The 20,109-nt window shown below is 69.3% G+C and carries 19 protein-coding genes and 1 tRNA gene; 14 read left to right on the top strand and 6 right to left on the bottom strand.

Features of this window, described 5'->3' with window-relative positions:
* Positions 1–53: 53 nt before the first annotated feature.
* The 5 genes from recQ (at position 54) to gatB (ending at position 5,640) form a co-directional block, all read left to right on the top strand.
* Complete coding sequence (gene recQ, locus YU1_RS0113450) at positions 54–1,880, top strand: DNA helicase RecQ (RefSeq protein WP_029004524.1); 1,827 nt, start codon at positions 54–56, stop codon at positions 1,878–1,880.
* A 109-nt stretch (positions 1,881–1,989) separates the two neighbouring features.
* Complete coding sequence (gene gatC / locus YU1_RS0113445) at positions 1,990–2,277, top strand: Asp-tRNA(Asn)/Glu-tRNA(Gln) amidotransferase subunit GatC (RefSeq protein ID WP_029004523.1); 288 nt, start codon at positions 1,990–1,992, stop codon at positions 2,275–2,277.
* On the top strand, positions 2,274–3,758 hold the full coding sequence (gatA, locus tag YU1_RS0113440) for an Asp-tRNA(Asn)/Glu-tRNA(Gln) amidotransferase subunit GatA (RefSeq protein ID WP_029004522.1): 1,485 nt from the start codon (positions 2,274–2,276) through the stop codon (positions 3,756–3,758). Before gatC ends, gatA begins: the two co-directional genes overlap by 4 nt.
* The gene (locus YU1_RS0113435; protein WP_342446995.1) at positions 3,746–4,054 is read left to right on the top strand and encodes a chorismate mutase; all 309 of its coding nucleotides are present in this window, start codon (positions 3,746–3,748) and stop codon (positions 4,052–4,054) included. Before gatA ends, YU1_RS0113435 begins: the two co-directional genes overlap by 13 nt.
* A 107-nt stretch (positions 4,055–4,161) precedes the next feature.
* The gene (gatB, locus tag YU1_RS0113430) at positions 4,162–5,640 is read left to right on the top strand and encodes an Asp-tRNA(Asn)/Glu-tRNA(Gln) amidotransferase subunit GatB (RefSeq protein WP_029004520.1); all 1,479 of its coding nucleotides are present in this window, start codon (positions 4,162–4,164) and stop codon (positions 5,638–5,640) included.
* 63 nt (positions 5,641–5,703) lie between these two features.
* On the opposite strand, the gene lipB is transcribed toward gatB, so the two are convergent.
* The gene (lipB, locus tag YU1_RS0113425; protein ID WP_029004519.1) at positions 5,704–6,408 is read right to left on the bottom strand and encodes a lipoyl(octanoyl) transferase LipB; all 705 of its coding nucleotides are present in this window, start codon (positions 6,406–6,408) and stop codon (positions 5,704–5,706) included.
* Positions 6,409–6,573: 165 nt separating this feature from the next.
* On the opposite strand from lipB, the gene YU1_RS0113420 reads away from it, so the two are divergent.
* Positions 6,574–6,658, top strand: a tRNA-Leu gene (locus YU1_RS0113420).
* Between the two features lie 155 nt (positions 6,659–6,813).
* Here YU1_RS0113420 and YU1_RS31995 read toward each other — a convergent pair.
* Together YU1_RS31995 and YU1_RS0113410 are read right to left on the bottom strand one after the other, a co-directional pair.
* Positions 6,814–8,037 (bottom strand): polysaccharide deacetylase family protein, encoded by a 1,224-nt coding sequence (locus YU1_RS31995; protein ID WP_051356840.1) that lies wholly within the window; start codon positions 8,035–8,037, stop codon positions 6,814–6,816.
* 100 nt (positions 8,038–8,137) lie between these two features.
* A complete protein-coding gene (locus YU1_RS0113410; protein WP_035715335.1) occupies positions 8,138–8,959 on the bottom strand; it encodes a polysaccharide deacetylase family protein in 822 nt (273 codons plus the stop codon).
* Between the two features lie 100 nt (positions 8,960–9,059).
* On the opposite strand from YU1_RS0113410, the gene mgtE reads away from it, so the two are divergent.
* Together mgtE and YU1_RS31990 are read left to right on the top strand one after the other, a co-directional pair.
* Positions 9,060–10,466: a magnesium transporter gene (gene mgtE / locus YU1_RS0113405; RefSeq protein ID WP_029004517.1), complete on the top strand. Its 1,407-nt coding sequence runs from the start codon at positions 9,060–9,062 to the stop codon at positions 10,464–10,466.
* A 186-nt stretch (positions 10,467–10,652) separates the two neighbouring features.
* Positions 10,653–12,785 carry a putative bifunctional diguanylate cyclase/phosphodiesterase gene (locus YU1_RS31990; protein WP_051356839.1) on the top strand — a complete coding sequence of 711 codons (2,133 nt, stop codon included), beginning with the start codon at positions 10,653–10,655 and terminating at the stop codon, positions 12,783–12,785.
* Positions 12,786–12,900: 115 nt separating this feature from the next.
* On the opposite strand, the gene YU1_RS0113395 is transcribed toward YU1_RS31990, so the two are convergent.
* Complete coding sequence (locus YU1_RS0113395; protein WP_029004516.1) at positions 12,901–13,458, bottom strand: dihydrofolate reductase family protein; 558 nt, start codon at positions 13,456–13,458, stop codon at positions 12,901–12,903.
* Between the two features lie 266 nt (positions 13,459–13,724).
* Here YU1_RS0113395 and YU1_RS0113390 point away from each other — a divergent pair, with 266 nt between their 5' ends.
* On the top strand, positions 13,725–14,897 hold the full coding sequence (locus YU1_RS0113390; RefSeq protein WP_029004515.1) for an isovaleryl-CoA dehydrogenase: 1,173 nt from the start codon (positions 13,725–13,727) through the stop codon (positions 14,895–14,897).
* A gap of 155 nt (positions 14,898–15,052) precedes the next feature.
* Positions 15,053–15,868 (top strand): YdcF family protein, encoded by an 816-nt coding sequence (locus YU1_RS0113385; RefSeq protein ID WP_029004514.1) that lies wholly within the window; start codon positions 15,053–15,055, stop codon positions 15,866–15,868.
* Positions 15,869–15,873: 5 nt separating this feature from the next.
* On the opposite strand, the gene YU1_RS0113380 is transcribed toward YU1_RS0113385, so the two are convergent.
* Positions 15,874–16,161: a DUF3253 domain-containing protein gene (locus YU1_RS0113380; protein WP_051356838.1), complete on the bottom strand. Its 288-nt coding sequence runs from the start codon at positions 16,159–16,161 to the stop codon at positions 15,874–15,876.
* Positions 16,162–16,365: 204 nt separating this feature from the next.
* Here YU1_RS0113380 and YU1_RS34740 point away from each other — a divergent pair, with 204 nt between their 5' ends.
* The 3 genes from YU1_RS34740 to YU1_RS0113365 all read left to right on the top strand — a co-directional run bounded on the left by YU1_RS34740 (position 16,366) and on the right by YU1_RS0113365 (position 17,699).
* Positions 16,366–16,491 carry a hypothetical protein gene (locus YU1_RS34740; RefSeq protein WP_280790716.1) on the top strand — a complete coding sequence of 42 codons (126 nt, stop codon included), beginning with the start codon at positions 16,366–16,368 and terminating at the stop codon, positions 16,489–16,491.
* A 67-nt stretch (positions 16,492–16,558) separates the two neighbouring features.
* Positions 16,559–17,224, top strand: coding sequence for a glutathione S-transferase family protein (locus YU1_RS0113370; protein ID WP_029004512.1), 666 nt, complete (start codon positions 16,559–16,561; stop codon positions 17,222–17,224).
* A 37-nt stretch (positions 17,225–17,261) separates the two neighbouring features.
* On the top strand, positions 17,262–17,699 hold the full coding sequence (locus tag YU1_RS0113365) for a DUF1489 family protein (RefSeq protein WP_029004511.1): 438 nt from the start codon (positions 17,262–17,264) through the stop codon (positions 17,697–17,699).
* 232 nt (positions 17,700–17,931) lie between these two features.
* Here the strand turns inward: YU1_RS0113365 and YU1_RS0113360 are convergent, their stop codons facing one another.
* Entirely contained in the window at positions 17,932–19,629 is a 1,698-nt protein-coding gene (locus tag YU1_RS0113360) for a methyl-accepting chemotaxis protein (RefSeq protein WP_029004510.1), read from the bottom strand.
* Between the two features lie 263 nt (positions 19,630–19,892).
* Between YU1_RS0113360 and YU1_RS0113355 the strand changes: the two genes are divergently transcribed.
* A partial coding sequence (locus YU1_RS0113355; RefSeq protein WP_156922116.1) for a transposase occupies positions 19,893–20,109 on the top strand: 217 nt, incomplete at its 3' end.

Below are 20,109 nucleotides of genomic sequence, written 5' to 3'. Positions count from 1 at the left end.
GCAGGGCGCACGGGCCGCGTTGCCCGCGCGCCTCGCGGGAGTATAAGGGACCCATGCCCGCCGTTCAGCCGCTCGAGTCGCCCACGGACCCCAAGGACGTGCTGCGCCACGTCTTCGGCTATGACAGCTTCCGGGGACGCCAGGCGGAGATCGTCGATCACGTCGTCTCCGGCGGCGACGCTTTGGTGCTGATGCCCACCGGCGGCGGCAAGTCGCTGTGCTACCAGGTGCCCTCGCTGGTGCGGGCCGGCACCGGCATCATCGTCTCTCCGTTGATCGCCTTGATGCACGACCAGGTGCAGGCGCTGCGCCAATTGGGCGTGAAGGCGGCGGCGCTCAATTCCGCGCTCGGCCCCGGCGAGGCCCGGCAGGTGGAGCGGGCCTTCGCCATGGGCGAGCTCGACCTGCTCTACGTGGCGCCGGAACGGCTGCTGACCGACAGCTTCCTGACCCTGATGCAGGGCGCGCGCATCGCGCTGTTCGCCATCGACGAGGCGCACTGCGTCTCGCAATGGGGGCACGACTTCCGCCCCGAATACCGCCAGCTCACGCTGCTGCACGAACGCTTCCCCTCGGTGCCGCGCATCGCGCTGACCGCCACCGCCGACGGTCCGACCCGGCGCGAGATCGTGGAGCGGTTGGGGCTGGAGAACGGCCGCGTCTTCCTGTCCAGCTTCGACCGGCCGAACATCCGCTACCGCATCGCCCCGAAGGCCAACCCCAAGGCGCAGTTGCGCGCCTTCCTGGAGGAGCACGAGGACGAGGCGGGCATCATCTATTGCATGAGCCGCGCCAAGGTGGAGCAGACCGCGCAGGCGCTGGTGGACGAGGGCCGCCTTGCGCTGCCCTACCATGCCGGGCTCGACGCGGAGACCCGTGCCCGCCACCAGGACCGCTTCCTCAAGGAGGAAGGCGTGGTCATGGTGGCGACCATCGCCTTCGGCATGGGCATCGACAAGCCGGACGTGCGCTTCGTTGTGCATCTCGACTTGCCGAAAAGCATCGAGGCCTATTACCAGGAGACCGGCCGCGCCGGCCGTGACGGCCTGCCCTCGGAAGCGATGCTGCTCTACGGCGTCGAGGACGTGGCCAAGCTGATCCAGTTCGTGGAAGCCTCCGACGCCCCCGACGCCAGGAAGCGGGTGGAGCGGCAGAAGCTCGATGCGCTGCTCGGCCTGTGCGAGACGGCGAGCTGCCGCCGCCAGGTGCTGCTGTCCTATTTCGAGGAGACGCTGCCCGAGCCGTGCGGCAATTGCGACACCTGCCTGGAGCCGGTGAAGACGTTCGACGGCACGCAGGTTGTGCAGAAGCTCCTGTCCTGCGTCTACCGCACGGAACAGCGCTTCGGTGCCGGCCATGTCATCGACGTGCTGCTGGGCGTGAGCACGGAGCGGGTGAGCAAGCTGAGCCACGACCAGCTCTCCACCTTCGGCATCGGCACGGACCTGTCCCGCGACGAGTGGCGGGCGGTGGTGCGCCAGGTGGTCGCGCTCGGCCTGCTGAAGGTGGACGTGGAGGGACATGGCGGCCTCAGCCTGTCCGACGAGTGTCGCCCGGTGCTGCGCGGCGAACGCGCCGTTCAGCTGAAGGTGGAAAAGCGCGTGCGCCCGGCCCGCGCCTCGGGCGGCGCGCGCAGCGCGAAGCCGGTGCTCGGCTCGCCGGACGACGAGCAGCTCTACCAGAAGCTCCGTGCCCTGCGCCTGGAACTGGCCCGTGCCCAGAGCGTGCCGCCCTATGTGATCTTCCACGATGCGACGCTGATGGAGATCGTCCGCGTGCGGCCGCGCTCGCTGGCGGCGCTGGGCGACGTCTCGGGCGTCGGCGAGGCCAAGCTTGAGCGCTATGGGCCGGTGTTCCTGGAAGCGGTGCGCGCCGGCTGAGGCATCCTGCCGAAGGGGCGCGCGGTGCATCCTTGCCCGGCGCGCCGTCAGAAGGCTTTCACCGGCGGAACGCGCTTGCTATAGCGGCCGGAGCGTTAAGGAGCATGTCATGTCTGTCGATCAGGCGACCGTCCGCCGCGTGGCGCATCTGGCGCGCGTCGCGGTGAGCGAGGAAGAGCTGGAGCCGCTGAAGGGCGAATTGAACGCCATCCTCGCCTTCGTGGAGCAATTGGCCGATCTGGACGTGGCCAATGTGGAGCCCATGACCGGCGTCATCCCCATGGAACTGCCCATGCGCGAGGATGTGGTCAGCGACGGCCATTATCCGGAAAAGATCCTCGCCAACGCGCCCGAATCCGAGGGCGGCTTCTTCACGGTGCCGAAGGTGGTGGAATGACCGCGCTCAATCAGCTCACCCTCACCGAGGCGCGCGAGGGCCTCGCCACCGGCGAGTTCACCGCCGTGGAACTCACCGAGGCCTATGTTTCGGCCATGGCCGAGGCGCGCACCCTCAACGCCTATGTGCTGGAGACCGCCGACAAGGCGCTCGCCATGGCGGCGGAGAGCGACAAGCGCATCGCCTCGGGCGATGCCGGCAAGCTCGAGGGCCTGCCCATCGGCGTGAAGGACATGTTCTGCACCGAGGGCGTACGCACCACCGCCGGCTCCAAGATCCTGGGCAACTTCGTGCCGCCCTACGAATCGACCGTGACCGCGCAGCTCTGGCGCGAGGGCGCGGTGATGCTCGGCAAATTGAACAATGACGAGTTCGCCATGGGCTCGTCGAACGAGACCTCCGCCTTCGGCCCCGTGGTGTCGCCCTGGAGGCGCGAGAACGACAAGGCACCCATCGTGCCCGGCGGCTCGTCCGGCGGCTCGGCTGCGGCGGTGGCGGCCTATCTGTGCGCGGGCGCGACCGGCACGGACACCGGCGGCTCCATCCGCCAGCCCGCCGCCTTCACCGGCACGGTCGGCATCAAGCCCACCTACGGGCGCTGCTCGCGCTTCGGCATCATCGCCTATGCCTCCTCGCTCGATCAGGCCGGCCCGTTCGCCCGCACGGTGAACGATGCGGCGATCCTGCTGCGCTCCATGGCGGGCTACGATCCGAAGGATTCCACCAGCGTCAACCGGGCGGTGCCGGACTATGAGGATGCCGTCGGCGCCTCGGTGAAGGGCAAGCGCATCGGCATCCCGCGCGAATACCGCGTCGAAGGTCTCGACCCCGAGATCGCCGGCATGTGGGAAGAGGGCGCCCAGTGGCTGCGCGACGCCGGCGCCGAGGTGGTCGACATCTCGCTGCCGCACACCAAATACGCGCTGCCGGCCTATTACATCGTGGCCCCCGCCGAAGCCTCGTCCAACCTCGCCCGCTATGACGGCGTGCGCTACGGCCTGCGCGTGCCGGGCCGCGACGTGCAGGAGATGTATGAGCGCACCCGCGCCACCGGCTTCGGCCCGGAGGTGCGGCGCCGCATCATGATCGGCACCTATGTGCTCTCCGCCGGCTATTACGACGCCTATTACGTGAAGGCGCAGAAGGTGCGCACCCTCATCAAGCGCGACTTCGACGACGTGTTCGCGCTCGGCGTGGACGCGGTGCTGGCTCCGGCCACCCCGTCGCCGGCCTTCGGCATCGGTGAGAAGAGCCATGCCGACCCGGTGGAGATGTATCTCCAGGACATCTTCACGGTGACGGTGAACCTGGCCGGCCTGCCGGGCATCTCGGTGCCGGCCGGCTTCTCCTGCAAGAACCTGCCGCTGGGCCTCCAGCTCATCGGCCGCCCGTTCGAGGAGGAGACGCTGTTCTCGCTCGCGCAGGTGATCGAGGATGCCGCCGGACGCTTCCCGGTGGAAGACACCTGGTGGGTGGAGTGAGCGCCGAGCACGAGGAGGCCGCGCGCCGCCTCCTGAAGGAGGCGCGCGTGGAGATCGATGCCATCGACGCGCAGATGGTGGACCTGCTGGCCGCCCGCCTCGCGGTGGTGGAGCGGGTGCTCGCCATCAAGAAGGAGGCGGGCCTTCCCGCTTTGCTGCCCGACCGGGTAGAGGACGTGGTGGCCCGCGTGCGCGAGCGGGCGGTCTCCTCTGAGGTGCCGGCGGATCTGGTGGAGGCGCTCTGGCGCTTCCTCATCCAGTGGACCATCGAGTATGAGGACGCGCGGCTCGGCTGAGCCTTCGGGCCGCGCCGGCCTTGCGCCCGTTCCAGTTGCACGGGCGCGCCTCGCGGGAGTAGGGACAACACAAGCGGCTCGCGCCGCGGGACTTTGCAGGGACAGCGATGACGGTTCACGTGCGGCCGACCGACGCCAAGAAGCTCATCCGGGGCGCCACCGGCGACTGGGAGGTGGTGATCGGCATGGAGATCCACGCCCAGGTCTCGTCCAACGCCAAGCTGTTCTCCGGCGCCTCCACGGCCTTCGGCGGGCCGCCGAACGACCATGTCTCGCTGGTGGACGCGGCCATGCCGGGCATGCTGCCGGTGATCAACCGGGAGTGCGTGGCCCAGGCGGTGCGCACCGGGCTCGGCCTGAAGGCGCAGATCAACCTGCGCTCCACCTTCGACCGGAAGAACTATTTCTACCCCGACCTGCCGCAGGGCTACCAGATCAGCCAGTTCAAGAGCCCCATCGTGGGCGAGGGCGAGGTGATCGTGGACCTGCTGGACGGCGAGAGCTTCGTCGTCGGCATCGAGCGCCTGCACCTGGAGCAGGACGCCGGCAAGTCCATCCACGATCTGTCGCCCTCGCTCAGCTTCGTCGACCTCAACCGTTCCGGCGTGGCGCTGATGGAGATCGTCTCCCGGCCCGACCTGCGCTCGTCGGAAGAGGCGCGCGCCTACGTGACCAAGCTGCGCTCCATCCTGCGCTATCTCGGCACCTGCGACGGAGACATGGAGAAGGGCAACCTGCGCGCCGACGTCAACGTCTCCGTGCGCCGCCCCGGCGAGCCGCTGGGCACCCGCTGCGAGATCAAGAACGTCAATTCCATCCGCTTCATCGGCCAGTCCATCGAGGTGGAGGCCCGGCGCCAGATCGAGATCCTGGAGGACGGCGGCGTCATCGATCAGGAAACCCGCCTGTTCGATCCCGGCAAGGGCGAGACGCGCTCCATGCGCTCCAAGGAAGAAGCGCATGACTATCGCTATTTTCCCGATCCTGACCTGCTGCCCCTCGTGCTGCACGCCGATTTCGTCGAGGGCCTGAAAGGGCATCTGCCTGAACTGCCGGACGAGAAGAAGGCCCGCTTCATCGCCGACTATGGGCTCAGCCCCTATGACGCCAGCGTGCTGGTGGCCGAGCGCGACACGGCGGACTATTTCGAGCAGGTGGCCAAGGGCCGCGATGGCAAGGCCGCCGCCAACTTCGTCATCAACGAGCTGTTCGGCCGCCTGAACAAGGACGGCAAGGACGTCACCACCTCGCCGGTCGCCCCGGCGCAGGTCGCGGCGATCGTCGACCTGATGGCGGAAGGCGTCATCTCGTCCAAGATCGCCAAGGACCTGTTCGAGATCGTCTATACCGAGGGCGGCGATCCGCGCGTCCTGGTGGAGGAGCGCGGCCTCAAGCAGGTGACGGACACCGGCGCCATCGAGAAGGTGGTGGACGAGATCATCGCCGCCAACCCGGACAAGGTGGCCCAGGTCCTGGCCAAGCCGACCATGCTGGGCTGGTTCGTCGGCCAGGCGATGAAGGCATCGGGCGGCAAGGCCAACCCGCAGGCGCTGAACGACATCCTGAAGCGCAAGCTGGGCATCTGAGCCCGGCGCGCACCAACTGATGAACCGAACGCCGGCCTTCGCGGCCGGCGTTTTCGTCTGCGCTCAGGCGAGCCGGGTCGGCCCGAAGATTTCCTCGAAAGCGACCCGCAGCACGCTGTCCACCTCGGGCATGGAGACCAGCAGCCCGAGGTCGGTGAAGCTGGTCACGCCGTGCTCGCGCACGCCGCAGGGCACGATGCCGCCGAAGTGGGACAGGTCCGGGTCCACGTTCAGCGAGATGCCGTGGAAGCTCACCCACTGGCGCACGCGGATGCCGATGGCCGCGATCTTGTCCTCGGCGCCGCCGCCGCGCGGCACCCATACGCCGACCCGGTCCTCCCGGCGCTCGCCGGTGATGTTGAAGGCGGAAAGCGTCGCGATCAGCCAGGCTTCCAGCGCCCCCACGTAGCGCCGCAGGTCTGGGTCGCGGCGCTTCAGGTCCAGCATCACATAGGCCACCCGCTGGCCGGGGCCGTGATAGGTGAACTGGCCGCCGCGCCCGCTTTCGAACACCGGGAAGCGTTCGTCGATCAGGTCCTCGCGCCGCGCGCTGGTGCCTGCGGTGTAGAGCGGGGGATGCTCCACCAGCCAGACCTGCTCATCCGCCGTGCCGGCGGCGATGGCGGCGACGCGCGCCTCCATGGCCGCGACCGCGTCGGGATAGAGGACGGGCGTGTCGCTCACGGTCCATTCCACCGGCGGGGCGGCGGGATCGCGGGGCAGGAAGGCGGTGGTGAGGGTGGAGCGCGGTCGGGACTGAACGTTCATGGGGCCAAATCGTCTCGGGCGGCGGAGGTGCCGTCCACAGGCCCTCATATAGAACTGTCTTAAGCCGACTGTGAGCCCTTGTGGCGCGGGATTCGATTTGCTAGACGATGGCCCCCGGCGCCCGACAGCCTTTCGCGGCTTGCGGCACCGGAGACATCCCTGACTGCGGTCATGGCGGAATTGGTAGACGCGCTACCTTGAGGTGGTAGTGGGGAGACCCGTGGAGGTTCGAGTCCTCTTGACCGCACCAGGAGATGTTCAGGCCCCGGCGACGGGAGCCTGAAACGAAACAGGCGGCCTTCGGGCCGCCTGTTTCGTTTCAGGCCCATCCGGCCGCCAACCTCGCCGCCAGGCCATAAAAAAAGCGCCGGCGAACCGGCGCTTTCGACAGGCGGGCCGTGCGGATCAGCGCAAGCCCTTGGGCAGGGCATCGGTCCACAGGCGCGGCCAGAACAGGCTGAACGGCGTGTCGGCCGGGTCGGTGACGCCACGCGAAGAGGCGTTCGAATCGGCCTGCGCCGGAGGCGAGATCTGCTGCGGCGCGCCCACCTGGGCCTGCTCGACGGCCGGAAGCGGAGCGCTGGTGACCGCCGGCTTCACGGCCGGCTTGGCGGGCTTGGCCGTTGCGGTGACGGGCTTGGCCGGCGGAACGGCCGATGGCGCGGCGGCGGTGCCGGCCGACGCATCGGGGGCGGCAGCGGCCGTCGCCGCCGGCTTGTGGCCGGACGGCCCGGCGTTCGGCAGGCTGGCGATCATGCCCGGCTGGGCCGGCACCACATGGACGATCCTGAGGCCGTTGGCCTTCAGGTCGCGCAGCAGGTTCGGCAGCATCACCGCGGTGGAGGGCTGGATGTCGTGCAGCAGCAGGATGCCGCCGCCATTGGCGATCAGCCGCTCCAGGGCGCGCTTCTCCACCTCTTCCGGCTTCAGGTGCATCCAGTCGTCGGCCACGGCATCGACGCTGAACACGGCGATGCCGTGCTCCTGGGTGTAGGCCTCATAGAATTTGGTGCGGCCGAGGCCGGGAAAGCGGAACCACGGGTTGGGCGCGCCGCCCACAGGGGCGAGGGCGGCCTTCACCGAGGCGAAGCCCTGCTCGATCTCCTGCACGCCCGCCTGCTGGGTGAGCTTGGGGAAGATCAGCGGATGGGTCTGGCTGTGGGTGCCGATGGTGTGGCCTTCCGCCAGCACCTTCTGGATCACGTGCGGATAGGCGTTCGCCATGCGGCCGACGCTGAAGAAAGTGGCCTTCACGCACTCATGGGCGAGGGCCTCCAGCACCCGGTTGGTCATGGGGGGCAGGGGGCCGTCGTCGAACGTCAGCACCACCTCGCCCTTCTCCAAAGGCAGGGTCTGCTTGTATTGCAAGCGGCCGAGGAAGGGGCTGGTCCTGGGGTCCACCGCGATCACCCGCGACACGCCCAAGGCGTCCGGATTGCCGGGGCAGGCGGCGGCAGGCTCGGGCTGGGGCGGGGCGGCCAGGGCGGCGGGGGTGGGCGCCGCGAGCGCGGCCGGAGCGGCGGAAACGGCCGCAGCCGGGGCCGGAGAAACGGCCTGGGCCAAGGCGTTGCCGAGGATCGCCGTGCTGGCAAGCGCCGCCAGGACGCCGGCTGAAATGATGGACCGCATGTGCCGATACCCGCGTGGCGCTCGCAGGAGCGCGCTCCTCTTCAGGCGATGTCCTCGCCACCCGGACCAGTGTCGGCGGTCAGCCCGAACAGGGGGTTAACTAGCGGACCGGCGGCTGGGGGCGGGCGGGAACAACATGGACGACGTGATAGCCGCGCTGAGCTAGAGCCCGCAAGAACGCCGGAATCATGGCCGCCGTCTGGGCCTTTGTGTCGTGAAATAACACGATACCACGCCCTGTCGCATCCAGCCGTTGCAACACAAGCGTAAGTTCCTGTTCCGGCGTCATTTTGTTCCAGTCGCTGGCCCAGAAATCGGCGCCGAAGACAGAAATGCCACGCGCATGCAACAAAGTGAGCAGCTCCGGCGTCGAGGCAAAGCCGGGGAATCGGAAGAACGGCACCTTCGGCGCAAGCTCCCGCGCCCCGCCCGCCGACCCGTAGGCGGCCAGATCGTCCGCCGCCATGCCGGCGGCGATCTCCTCCACCGCCGCCGCGTGCGGCAGGCGGGCGAGGGTGGCGTCGGGATGGGTCATGCTGTGGTGGGCCACCGTGTGGCCCTCGGCGATCTCGCGGCGCACCAGCTCGGGCCGGGCGCGGGCGTTCTCGCCGATCAGGAAGAAGGTGGCGCGCACGCATTCGGCCTTCAGCGCGTCCAGGATCGCCGCCGTGGTGCGGGGCCAGGGGCCGTCGTCGAAGGTCAGCACCACCTCGCCCTTCTCCAGCGGCAGGGTGGCGGGGAACGACTTGGTGCCCACCTGGACCCCCGCCGGCACCTCCAGCACCCGGGCGGTGCCGAGCGCGTCCGGGCGGCCGGGGCAGGCGGGGGCGGCCGGCTGCGGCTGGGCGCGGGCCGGGGCGGACGGCGCGGCAAGGGGGAGGAGGAGGCCGGCCAGGAGGAGGCCGGCGAGGCGCCTGCGCATGAAAGGGCTCCGGATGCGCGCGGGCGGGGTTTGCCTTCGCGCCGGTGCCCACCTAGAACGCCTTGCACTCCCGATCAATCCTGCCTCAAGGAGACGCGCCATGCGCGACGACGCCGAAGTCGCCCCCGCTGACGTGCTCGACCTGCCGGTACGGGATGCGGACGGGCAGGTGGCGGAGGATTTCATCCACGCCGTCGAGGCGGCCATCGCCGCCGGCGATGGGGAGGCGCTGCGCGCCCGGGTCCGCGACCTGCACGAGGCCGACCTCGGCGACCTCATCGAGGCGCTGGAGGGCGAGGAGCGCACGCGCCTCATCGAGCTGCTGGGCGCCGACTTCGACTTCACCGCCTTGACCGAGCTGGACGAGACCGTGCGCGTCCAGCTGCTGCGCCAGCTGCCGCCGCACGTGGTGGCCGCCGGCATCCGCGACCTCGATTCGGACGATGCGGTCTATATCCTCGAAGACCTGGACGACGACGACAAGGCGGCCATCCTCGCCTTCATTCCGGCCCCCGAGCGCGTCGCCCTCCAGCGCTCGCTCGACTATCCCGAGGAAAGCGCCGGCCGGCGCATGCAGACCGAGTTCATCGCCGTGCCGCCGTTCTGGACCGTCGGCCGGGCCATCGACTACATGCGCGAGACCGAGGACCTGCCGGAAACCTTCTACGAAATCTTCGTGGTCGATCCCGCCTACCACCTGATGGGCGCCCTGCCGCTGGACCGCCTGCTGCGCACCAAGCGCGCGGTGCTGGTCACGGCGGTGAAGGCCGAGCGCTCCCACGTGGTGAAGGCGAGCGAGGACCAGGAAGAGGTCGCCCGCATGTTCCAGCACTACAATCTGGTCTCGGCCCCGGTGGTGGACGATGCCGGGCGGCTGGTGGGGGTGATCACCGTCGACGACGTGGTGGACGTGATCCAGGAGGAGGCGGACGAGGACCTGCGCGCCATGGCCGGCGTCGGCAGCGACGAGGAACTGTCCGACACCGTGGCCTATACGGCCAAGGGCCGGCTGCCCTGGCTGCTGGTCAACCTGCTCACCGCCTTTCTCGCCGCCGCGATCATCGACCTGTTCTCCGGCAGCATCCAGAAGATGGTGGCGCTCGCGGTGCTGATGCCGATCGTCGCCTCCATGGGCGGCAATGCCGGCAACCAGACCATGACCGTGGCGGTGCGGGCGCTCGCCACCAAGGACCTCGGCAGCCACAACGCCCGGCGCGTGGTGCTGCGCGAGGTGCTGGTGGGCTTCTTCAACGGCTGCATCCTGGCGGTGCTGCTGGGGCTGATCGCCGCCGGCTGGTTCGCCAACTGGCAATTGGGCGGGGTCATCGCCAGCGCGCTGGTCATCAACATGCTGGCGGCGGGGCTGTTCGGCATCCTCATCCCGCTCGCCATCCACCGCTTCAAACTCGATCCGGCGGTGGCCTCCGGCGTGTTCGTCACCACCGTCACCGATACGGTCGGCTTCTTCGCCTTCCTCGGCCTCGCCTCGCTGTGGTTCGGCGGCTGAGGCGGGCGCCCGGAGAGCGGCAATAAAGCTCGCTTCCTGCCCGGAGACACCCCTTCCCCTCGGGGGCACTTGTCCGTAAAACCAAGAATAGACCCGTTCCATTGCTTGGCATCTTGGGTCTGAACGGGGGCAGCCATTTTCCATCGTTCCAATCCGCGCTCCCGCTCGCCCAGCCTCTGGCCTATCGTGGCCATCGCACTGGTGGCGGCCGGGCTCGTCGCGCTGCTGGTCTGGGGCCTGCTGCGCACCGACGTGGCGCGCGCGGAACAGGAGCGCAGCGCGGTCAGGGCGTTCCTCACCGCGCACACCGCCCACATGCTCCAGGCGCTCAAGTCCGCCACCGTGCGCGCCGAGCAGCCGGCGGTGGCCGGCGAGCCGCTGAGCGAGGCCTGGTTCGAGCGCAGCTTCAGCCGCCCGCTCAACGACACCTTCGGCTTCGAGGAAAACTTCCTTCTGAACAGCAGCGGGGACGTGCTCTACGCCTCCTCGCTGGGCAAGCGGCTGGCGCCCGAGGCGGTGGCGCAGATGCGGCCCACGCTGAAGAAGCTGGTGGAGGGCGCGCAGGCACAGAACCCGTCCGTGGGCGTGGTGGCGAATGGCGCCCTGACCGGCCTTGCCGCCGTCGGCGCCGTGCTGCCGGGCGGCGTCGCCGGGGCCGCCGCGCGCGCCAGCACCGAGCCGGTCTATGCCGTGACCGTGGACCGCCTGGACGAGAACCTGTTCAAGGAACTCGGCGCCTCCTTCAAGGCCGACGGCTTCCGGCTGGCCGAGGGCACCGTTCTGGGCGGGGCCGGCGTGCCCCTGACCGACATGGCGGACGGGCGCGTCCTGTCCCTGGTCTGGCCGGAAGGCCGTCCGGATTCCGCCTTGACGGGGCGGCTCGCTCCCTCCGTGGCGCTGCTCTCCACGCTGCTGCTGGTGCTGTGCGTCGTCCTGCTGTTCCAGGCGCGCCGGGCGACGGCGGCGCTGGTGGAGAGCGAGGCCTACGCCACGCACCTCGCCTCGCGCGACGTGCTCACCGACCTGCCGAACCGCATGCAGTTCATCGCCGACCTGGAGCGGGCCTTCACCGACCTCGATCCCAGCGAGTCGCTGGGGCTGATGTTCGTCGATCTCGACGGCTTCAAGGACATCAACGACACGCTGGGCCACACGGCGGGCGATGCCTTACTGCGCACCGTGGCCGAGCGCCTGCGCGAGGGCGTTGGCCGGGGCGGCGTGGCGGCGCGCTTCGGCGGCGATGAGTTCGTGCTCATGACGCGGGGGCAGGCCGGCGACGAGATGGCGCCGCGCATCGACCATATCCTCGACCGCCTCAAGCCGCCGATCAAGCTGGAGGGGGCGGAACTGGTGGTCGGCGCCTCCGTGGGCGTGGCGCAGGCCCCGCGCGATGCCACCAACGTGCCGGACCTGCTGCGCCGGGCCGACATCGCCCTCTATCGCGCCAAGGCCAAGGGGCGCGGCGCGGCGGTGCTGTTCGAGCCGCATTTCGAGCGGGAGCTCCGCCGCCGCCGCAACATCGAGACCGAACTGTCGGCGGCGCTGGACCGGGGCGAACTGGCCCTGGTGTTCCAGCCGGAGGTGGAGGTGGAAACGCGGCGCATTGTCGGCTTCGAGGCGCTGCTGCGGTGGGACCATCCCGAGCGCGGCCGCCTGATGCCGGCCGACTTCCTGTGGGTGGCCGAGGGCACCGCGCTCATCACCCGCATCGACGCCTGGGTGCTGCGCAAGGCCTGCATCGAGGCGCGCGCGCTGGGCGACACGACGCTCGCGGTCAACATGTCGCCGGTCAACCTGCGCCACGCCAGCATGGTGGACCGGGTGATGCAGATCCTGAAGGAGACCGGCTTCCCGCCGCACCGGCTGGAGATCGAGATCACCGAGAGCGCGGTGATCGGCGGCGAGGCGGAAGTGACGGAGATGCTGGAGCGGCTGCGCGACTGCGGCATCCGGCTCGCCCTGGACGACTTCGGCACCGGCCATGCCTCGCTGGTCCATGTCCACCGCCTGCCGGTGTCCAAGATCAAGATCGACCGCTCCTTCATCTCCAATCTCGGCGTGACCCGCGATGCCGCCTCCATCGTGGAATATGTGGTGCGGCTCGGCCGCTCGCTCGGCATCACGCTGACCGCCGAGGGCGTGGAGAGCGAGGAGCAGCTGCGCTTCCTGCGGGCCTTCGGCGCCCAGCAGGCGCAGGGCTTCCTGTTCGCCGCGGCGCTGCCGATCGGCGCCGCCGTGGCGCTGTTCGACAGCAACCGCAGGGCGCATATCCCGGCCGCGCGGCCGGGCCGCGGCGCCCCCGCCGACCGGCTGGTCTGATCGCACGGTTTCAATGGGCGGGCGGCCTGCGAGGACCTGTCCCGATGCATTTCGGGAGTGGAGGATGCCGTATCGCGCGGCGAGAAGGCGCGGCGCGCAAAGATGCTGCTCTGGATTAGCGGGCGCGCCGGTAATGTGCGGCGATAGCGCCGCTGCGGAGCGGCGTTGCCGAGATCAGTTCCAGCCGCCGCGTGCCGGGCAATCCGCTCTGGTAGAGGGTTGGGCCGTGGCCGGCGATCCTGGGGTGGACGAGGAAACAATACTCGTCGATCAGATCCAGCCGTTCCAACTCGGTCGCGAGCTTGCCGCTACCCAGGAGCACGCCGGCCGGGGTTGCGTCCTTGAGCTTCTGGACGCCCGTGCGCAGGTCGCCGGCGATGTGATGGCTGTTGGTCCACGGGAAGGTGTTTCGCGTCGACGACACCACGTACTTCGGCTTGACCTCCAGCTTGACCGCCCACGCGCGTATCGCCGGCGGCGCCTTCTCGTCGCCGCGAGCGACTGCCGGCCAGTGGCTCTCCATCATCTCGTAGGTGACGCGTCCCCACAGCATCGCCCCGGCCTCGTCCATAAGACGGGTGAAGAAGGCGTGCGTTTCGTCGTCGGCAATCCCCTCCCGGTGATCGACGCAGCCGTCCAGGGTGACGTTGATGCTGAAGGTCAATAGTCCCATGCGAGAAGTCTAAGCCATGCCATGCAGAACACGTAGGCCAATTACTCATGGTTGAACCATCCGTGAGCCACCTTGCGCCCTGGCGTTCACCCCATTTTGCGCCGCCGCGCCCCCGCCCCGCGCCCCACGCGGAGCCTTTGTCCAAAGGATGAGGCGCGGCCGGTTTCCCGGCGGCGGCTTCCTGTTCTACCATCCCCGCGACCGGGCCGCAGAAGCCCAGGCCCCACAGACCAATAGCGGCCTCCGGCCGCCGGGAGAGGATGCGCATGCTCGCCAATATGCAGAACGGCTTTGATTTCCAGCTCGGCGAAACCGCCGACATGCTGCGCGACACGGTGCGCGACTTCTCCCAGGATCTGATCGCGCCGCGCGCGGACGAGATCGACCGTTCCAACCAGTTTCCGCGCGACCTGTGGCCGAAGCTCGGCGACCTCGGCCTGCTCGGCCTCACCGTCGAGGAGGACTATGGCGGCTCGGGCCTCGGCTATCTGGAGCATGTGATCGCCATGGAGGAGATCAGCCGCGCCTCCGCCTCCGTCGGCCTGTCCTACGGCGCGCATTCCAACCTCTGCGTCAACCAGCTTCGCCGCAACGGCACCGAGGACCAGAAGCGCAAATACCTGCCTAAGCTGATCTCGGGCGAGCATGTGGGCGCGCTCGCCATGTCCGAGCCGGGGGCGGGGTCGGACGTCGTCTCCATGCGCACCCGCGCGGACAAGAAGGGCGACCGCTATGTGCTGAACGGCTCCAAGATGTGGATCACCAACGGTCCCATCGCCGAGACCCTGGTGGTCTATGCCAAGACCGACCCGGCGGCGGGTGCCCGCGGCATGACCGCCTTCCTGATCGAGAAGGGTTTTCCGGGCTTCTCCACGGCGCAGAAGCTGGACAAGCTGGGCATGCGCGGCTCCGACACCGGCGAACTGGTGTTCGAGGATTGCGAGGTGCCGGAGGAGAACGTGCTCGGGCAGGTGGGGCGCGGCGTCAACGTGCTGATGTCCGGCCTCGACTATGAGCGCGCGGTGCTGGCGGGCGGGCCGATCGGCATCATGCAGGCCTGCATGGACGTGGTCATTCCCTATGTCCACGAGCGCAAGCAGTTCGGCCAGGCGATCGGCACCTTCCAGCTGATGCAGGGCAAGCTCGCCGACATGTATGTGGCGATGAACTCGGTCAAGGCCTACGTCTATGCGGTGGCCAAATCCTGCGACCGGGGCCTGACCACGCGTGAGGACGCGGCCGGCGCCATCCTGATCGCCGCCGAGAAGGCCACCTGGATGGCGCTGGAGGCGATCCAGACGCTGGGCGGCAACGGCTATATCAACGACTATCCCACCGGCCGCCTGCTGCGCGACGCCAAGCTCTACGAGATCGGCGCCGGCACCAGCGAGATCCGCCGCATGCTGATCGGCCGCGAACTGTTCGAGAAGACCGCCTGAGGCGGGGTGGGGCGCGGGCGGCGGGCGTGCGGGCGGGCGAGGCGAAAACCGGCCCGATGCCGCCGCGCCCTTGCGCTTTTCCCCGCGTCGCCGCACACCCGCGCTGATCTTTCCTCTCCCCCGCGCCGGCCGGCGCGGGGCCGCGCGGGCGCCCCATGGATTCCTTCTTCACGCTCTCCAAGCTCGGCTGGCTGCTGACCGCCCCCTCCAACCTGCTGGTCTTCGGCCTGGTGGTCGGGGTGCTGCTGCGCGTGGCGGACGTGCGGCGCCCGGCGTTCGCGCTGGTGGCGCTGGCGACGCTCGGCATCGTGGTGTTCGGCTTCTCGCCGGCGGCCAATTTCCTGGTCTCGCCGCTGGAGGAGCGCTTCCCGCCCTATGTGGACGACGGGCGGCCGGTGGACGGCATCATCCTGCTCGGCGGCGCCGAGATGCCGGCGGTGGCGCTGGCGCGCGGCATGCCGGCGATCAATGACGCAGGCGAGCGGATGATCGCCTTCGCCATGCTGGCGCGGACCCATCCGCAGGCGCGGCTGGTGTTCTCCGGCGGCAGCGCGGACCTGGAGCCGGGCGCCGGGCCGGAGGCGGACGCGGTGCGGCTGGCGCTGCGCGACCTCGGGGTGGACCTGGCGCGGGTGACGTTCGAGCGGCGGGCGCGCAACACGGCGGAGAACGCCGCCTTCACCCGGGCGCTGGTGGAGCCGGCGCCGGGGGCGCGCTGGCTGCTGGTGACCTCGGCCTTCCACATGCCGCGCGCGGTGGGCTGCTTCCGCGCCGTGGGCTTTCCGGTCACCGCCTATCCGGTGGACTACCGCACCGTCTCGCCCAAGGCGCTGGACGGCCCGTTCCTGCGGGTGGCGCAGGGGCTCGACCTCACCGACTTCGCCGCCAAGGAATGGCTGGGGCTCCTGGCCTATTACCTGACCGGGCGCATCCCGGTGCTGTTCCCCGCGCCGCAGCCGGCGGCGGGCTGAGCGGCCTATTCGTCGTGCGGGATGCCGAGGCGGTAGACGCCGCGGAAGTCCGCCGGATCCACCGGCTTGCCCTTGCGGTAGATCACCAGCCGGCCTTCCTGGGCGAGGCGCACGGCGACCCGGCGCACCAGCGGCAGCACGCGCTGCCAGCCGTCGCCCTCCGCCAGGGCGCGGGCGGCCTCGGTGGGGTCGATGGACTTGCTGTCCGCCTTGGCGCGGGCAAGGTCCAGGATAGTGGCCTCGACCTGCGCCTCGTCGGGCAGGGGGAGGGCGTCTGAGGGGCGCTCGGTCATGCGCCCTCGTGGCACCGCGCGCGCCCGGATGCAAGGCCGGATGCGCGCCGCCAGGTGCAAGCCCAGCGCAGGGCAGCCATGAAAGACTGTGGGCTGCGGCGAAGAGGCCGTTGCGTTAGTGGTCACACTTTCTTAACTAAAGTGTCAGACACGATCCGGCCTCTGCGCGCGCGATCGTCTCTCAACGGGGTCCATCGTCTCATCATGAGCGCAACACACGGACGGTCCTGCTGGTGCTTCGCGCGTCTCGCGCTGACCGCCTTCGGACTTGGTATCGCCATCGTCTATGTCTTCGGCGGGTTCGATCTCAATCTGATCGCCATGCACTGACCCGGCGGTCGGGATCGGCATCCTCAACCGGGCGGCGGCAGCGCCGCCCTTGCCCTGGGAGGCGCGGGTGTCCCTGAAGCTGATCGTCGGCAACAAGACCTATTCCTCCTGGTCGCTGCGGCCCTGGCTGGCGCTGTCGGCCGCCGGCATCGCCTTCGAGGAGGAGGTGGTGCCGCTGGACACGGATGCGTTCCGCGCCAGGCTCGGCGCCCTCGGCGCCGCCGGCCGGGTGCCGGTGCTGGTGGACGGCGACGCCCTGGTCTGGGAATCCCTCGCCATCATCGACTGGGCGGCCGAGCGCCATCCCGGCCTGTGGCCGTCCGATCCCCGTGCGCGGGCGCTGGCCCGCTCCATCGCCACCGAGATGCACGCCGGCTTCTCCGCCGTGCGCTCCGAGCTGCCGATGAACCTCGCCCGCCCGGCCGAGCCGCGCGCGCTGTCGCCGAAGGGCGAGGCCGACGTGGCGCGCATCCTTGGGATCTGGGGGCAGGCGCGGGCGCGGTTCGGCGCCGGCGGGCCGTTCCTGTTCGGCGGCTTCTCCGCGGCGGACGCCATGTTCGCGCCGGTGGCGGCGCGCTTCCACACCTACCAGGTGCCGCTCGACGCGGTGGGCGCCGCCTATGTGGCGGCGATCCACGCCGAGCCGAATTTCGTCCGCTGGCGCACCGCCGCTCTGGCCGAGCCCTGGGTGGTGGCCGAGGACGAGATCGACTGGCCGCTGGTCAAGCGGTGAGCCCAGCCCTTCCGTTTCCGTCGCCCGATCGGTTGCCATGCCTCTCCATCTGCTGAAGCTCTGCGTCGGCGCCACCTCGGTGGCCGACCTCGAAGACTGGATCAAGCAGCGCCTCGCCGCGCGCAAGGCGGCGGGCGAGCCGGTGGAGCAGTGGCACACCACGCGCATGGTGCCGACCCGCGTCCCCGAGCTCACCGACGGCGGCTCGCTCTATTGGGTGATCAAGGGGGAGGTGGCCTGCCGGCAGGCGCTGCTGGACGTGCGCCCGTTCACCGACGCGGACGGCATCCGCCGCTGCCATCTGGTTCTTGATCCGAAAGTCATCAAGGTGGCGCCGCGGCCGTCGCGGCCGTTCCAGGGCTGGCGCTACCTGAAGGCCAACGAGGCGCCGGTCGACCTTGGCGCGGGCACCGTCGGCGGCGACGCGCTGCCCGAGCACATGGAGCGCGAGCTGCGCACGCTCGGCCTGCTGTAGGCGTCCGGCGCGCGCCTTCTCCAGCAGCGGTTCAAAGACGGCTTCACCGATCAGCCTGCTTCAACCCGGCCCGATCGGGCTCTCGCATCTTTGGCGAGGATGCCTTGCCGATTGGATGGCGATGCCGTTCGACCGGGCCGTGCCCTTGAAAAAAGAAGAGCCTCAAAAAATTAGAAGGGCCTCGCGTCTTGCGCGAGGCCCTTCGTCACCTGCGTCCGGCCTTGGGGGGGAATCAACCGGCTCGCAGATTCTGCACGACGCGCTCGACCTCGACCTTCAGCTGCTGGGCCTGGCTGGTCAGGGACTGGGAGAGCGTCATCAACTGGGTGGAGGCGGCGCCGGTCATCTCGGCCGAGCGGCCGACGCCACTGATGTTCTGGTTCACGGTCTCGGTGCCGCGCGCCGCCTGCTGGGTGTTCACCGCGATCTCCTGGGTCGCCGCGCCCTGCTCCTCGATCGCCGAGGCGATGGCCGAGGAGGCGTTGCGGATCTGGGAGATGGTGTTCACGATCCTGTCGATGCTTTCCACCGAGCGGTTGGTGGCCTGCTGGATCTCGGAGACCTTGCCGGAGATTTCCTCGGTGGCCTTGGCGGTCTGGGCGGCGAGCTGCTTGACCTCCTGGGCGACCACCGCGAAGCCCTTGCCCATCTCGCCGGCGCGGGCCGCCTCGATGGTGGCGTTGAGCGCCAAGAGGTTGGTCTGGCCGGCGATGTTGGTGATGAGGTCCACCACTTCGCCGATCTTGGCCGCCGACTGGGACAGCTCGATGATCTCGGTCTGGGTGCGGCTGGTCTCCTCGGCCGCGGCCGAGGCGATGGACGCCGCCTGGCTGACCTGCACGGAGATTTCGCGGACCGAGGCGGTCATTTCCTCGGTGGAGGCCGCCACCGTCTGCACGTTGCTGCTGGACTGCTCCGCCGCTCCGCCCACGGCTTCCGCCTGACGGGAGGTTTCCTCGGCGGTGGCAGCCAGGCTACGGGCCGCTTCCGACACCTCGCTGGAGGACTGGGCGAAGGCGTGGGCGAGGGCGCCCATGCTGGCTTCGAAATTGGCGGCGATCTCCAGGCGCTCGGCGTGCACCCGCTCGGCGGCGCGCTGCTCCTGGTGGGCGGCTTCCTCGCGCAGCCGCTCGGCTTCCACGAGGCCCAAGCGGAAGGTCTCCACGCCCTTGGCGATGGTGCCCACCTCGTCCTTGCGCTCGGTGCCGGGCACGGTGACGGTGAGATGCCCGGTGGCGATCTCGTGCATCACGCCGAGGAGCTGGTTGATCGGGCCGACGATGCCGACGCGGGTCATCACCGCCGCCAGCGCCAGGGCGGCCAGGACCACCGCACCCATGGTCACGTAGAGCAGGGTGATGGAGGAGGAGGCACCGGCGTTGAGCTCGGCGAGCGAGGTCTTGTTGTGGTCCACGGCCGCATCGACGGTGCGGGTGACGCTGTCGACTACCTTGCGCAGCGCGGGGTCGCAGTCGGCCACCATCATGCGGCCGGCCCGGATGATGTCCTCGGGCGCGGTGGATTCACGGGCCAGCTTGATGGTCGGGCCGCAGGCGCCGCTGATGGCGCCCTTCAGCGCGGTCATGGATTGATCGAGCTCGGCCGACATGTTCGGCAGGAGGATCTTGGCCTCCTTAACGCGCTGCTCGCCGATGCTGAGCGCGGAGGAGAGGCGCTCGTCGGCGGTCTTGATCTCATCGTCCGTGGTCGCCACCGCGAGCTGGTAGATGGAGCGCTGGACGCCGACGATCTGCCGGTTCAGCCGGGCCAACTGGAGGAAGCCGGCATCCTCGGTCATCGCGCCCTGATAGGCGGCGGACAGGTTGCTCATCTTGTGGCTGGCGAAGATGGTTCCGCCGATGGCGCAGACGCCGAGCAGCACGATGAGCGCGCCGATCTTGAACATGATCGGCAAATTCTTGAACGACATGACCTTCCCCTTCCCAAGAGCATCCGCGGCACCGGCAATACGTGCCGGCACGGCAGATGAAGTGCGCGATGGAAGGTCATTTGCCTTCCCCGGTGTTCGAATTGCCGGGGACATTTGGCGGGAAAGCTTGCATGTAGCTGACCGGCAACCAACGTTGCGTTGTGCCGCCGGGCAGGTACACGCCAATTTGGAAGGGTGACTAGGCTCAGGACCTATTAATTTGCCTTGAGTTGTGATTCACAGTCTCCATTGAGGAGGCTGTGATGAGCGATTTGTTCCTGCTGAGCGAAAGGCAGATGTCTCGGATCTCGCCCTTCTTTCCCTTGGCCCATGGCGTGCCGCGCGTCGATGACCGCCGGGTGGTGAGTGGCATCGTTTATGTGATCCGCAACGGGTTGCAGTGGAAGGATGCCCCCAAGGACTACGGCCCGCACAAGACGCTGTACAACCGCTTCATCCGCTGGAGCCGGCTCGGGGTCT

The organism is Azorhizobium doebereinerae UFLA1-100 (assembly GCF_000473085.1).
GTDB classification, from domain to species: domain Bacteria; phylum Pseudomonadota; class Alphaproteobacteria; order Rhizobiales; family Xanthobacteraceae; genus Azorhizobium; species Azorhizobium doebereinerae.
Note: the sequence above shows the minus strand (reverse complement) of the source record. Positions and strands in the feature narration are given on the sequence as shown.

What these genes read in the sequence shown, in the direction of transcription:
- gatA (WP_029004522.1), top strand. Translation starts at nt 2,274, where the DNA reads ATGACCGCGCTCAATCAGCTCACCCTCACCGAGGCGCGCGAGGGCCTC.
- YU1_RS0113365 (WP_029004511.1), top strand. Translation starts at nt 17,262, where the DNA reads ATGCCTCTCCATCTGCTGAAGCTCTGCGTCGGCGCCACCTCGGTGGCC.
- YU1_RS31995 (WP_051356840.1), bottom strand. Translation starts at nt 8,037, where the DNA reads ATGCGGTCCATCATTTCAGCCGGCGTCCTGGCGGCGCTTGCCAGCACG.
- YU1_RS0113380 (WP_051356838.1), bottom strand. Translation starts at nt 16,161, where the DNA reads ATGACCGAGCGCCCCTCAGACGCCCTCCCCCTGCCCGACGAGGCGCAG.
- gatB (WP_029004520.1), top strand. Translation starts at nt 4,162, where the DNA reads ATGACGGTTCACGTGCGGCCGACCGACGCCAAGAAGCTCATCCGGGGC.
- mgtE (WP_029004517.1), top strand. Translation starts at nt 9,060, where the DNA reads ATGCGCGACGACGCCGAAGTCGCCCCCGCTGACGTGCTCGACCTGCCG.
- YU1_RS34740 (WP_280790716.1), top strand. Translation starts at nt 16,366, where the DNA reads ATGAGCGCAACACACGGACGGTCCTGCTGGTGCTTCGCGCGTCTCGCG.
- YU1_RS0113390 (WP_029004515.1), top strand. Translation starts at nt 13,725, where the DNA reads ATGCTCGCCAATATGCAGAACGGCTTTGATTTCCAGCTCGGCGAAACC.
- recQ (WP_029004524.1), top strand. Translation starts at nt 54, where the DNA reads ATGCCCGCCGTTCAGCCGCTCGAGTCGCCCACGGACCCCAAGGACGTG.
- YU1_RS0113395 (WP_029004516.1), bottom strand. Translation starts at nt 13,458, where the DNA reads ATGGGACTATTGACCTTCAGCATCAACGTCACCCTGGACGGCTGCGTC.
- YU1_RS0113410 (WP_035715335.1), bottom strand. Translation starts at nt 8,959, where the DNA reads ATGCGCAGGCGCCTCGCCGGCCTCCTCCTGGCCGGCCTCCTCCTCCCC.
- YU1_RS0113385 (WP_029004514.1), top strand. Translation starts at nt 15,053, where the DNA reads ATGGATTCCTTCTTCACGCTCTCCAAGCTCGGCTGGCTGCTGACCGCC.
- gatC (WP_029004523.1), top strand. Translation starts at nt 1,990, where the DNA reads ATGTCTGTCGATCAGGCGACCGTCCGCCGCGTGGCGCATCTGGCGCGC.
- YU1_RS0113360 (WP_029004510.1), bottom strand. Translation starts at nt 19,629, where the DNA reads ATGTCGTTCAAGAATTTGCCGATCATGTTCAAGATCGGCGCGCTCATC.
- lipB (WP_029004519.1), bottom strand. Translation starts at nt 6,408, where the DNA reads ATGAACGTTCAGTCCCGACCGCGCTCCACCCTCACCACCGCCTTCCTG.